We start from the raw sequence: 420 nt of genomic DNA, 5'->3' as shown, positions 1-420 counted from the left end.
CGCACTTAACTCCAGAAGAGAAAAAACAAGTGGAAGACAAAGTCAAAGCGAAGAACCCAGGTAAGGAAGTCACTGTAGGCGAAGACGGCACCGCAACGTTGAAAGATCCAACAACCGGCATCAGTCACCAAATTCCAGGAAGTGACTTGGTCAACCAAGATTTCACCCCAGTGAAACCAGACGAGAAAGTTCCAGTTAAAGACAAAGCGCACTTAACTCCAGAAGAGAAAAAACAAGTGGAAGACAAAGTCAAAGCGAAGAACCCAGGTAAGGAAGTCACTGTAGGCGAAGACGGCACCGCAACGTTGAAAGATCCAACAACCGGCATCAGTCACCAAATTCCAGGAAGTGACTTGGTCAACCAAGATTTCACCCCAGTGAAACCAGACGAGAAAGTTCCAGTTAAAGACAAAGCGCACT

Annotated in this window: 1 pseudogene; it reads left to right on the top strand. The window is 46.7% G+C overall.

The features are described 5' to 3' along the window. Positions 1–29: 29 nt before the first annotated feature. Positions 30–420 (top strand): annotated as a pseudogene (locus HT718_RS09415) (surface protein Rib); the annotation flags it as partial.

The sequence above is a fragment of the Streptococcus sp. 714 genome, from assembly GCF_013277115.1.
Classification (GTDB): domain Bacteria; phylum Bacillota; class Bacilli; order Lactobacillales; family Streptococcaceae; genus Streptococcus.
The sequence above is the reverse complement of the archived record's forward strand: the minus strand, read 5'-3'. Positions and strand labels throughout refer to the sequence as shown.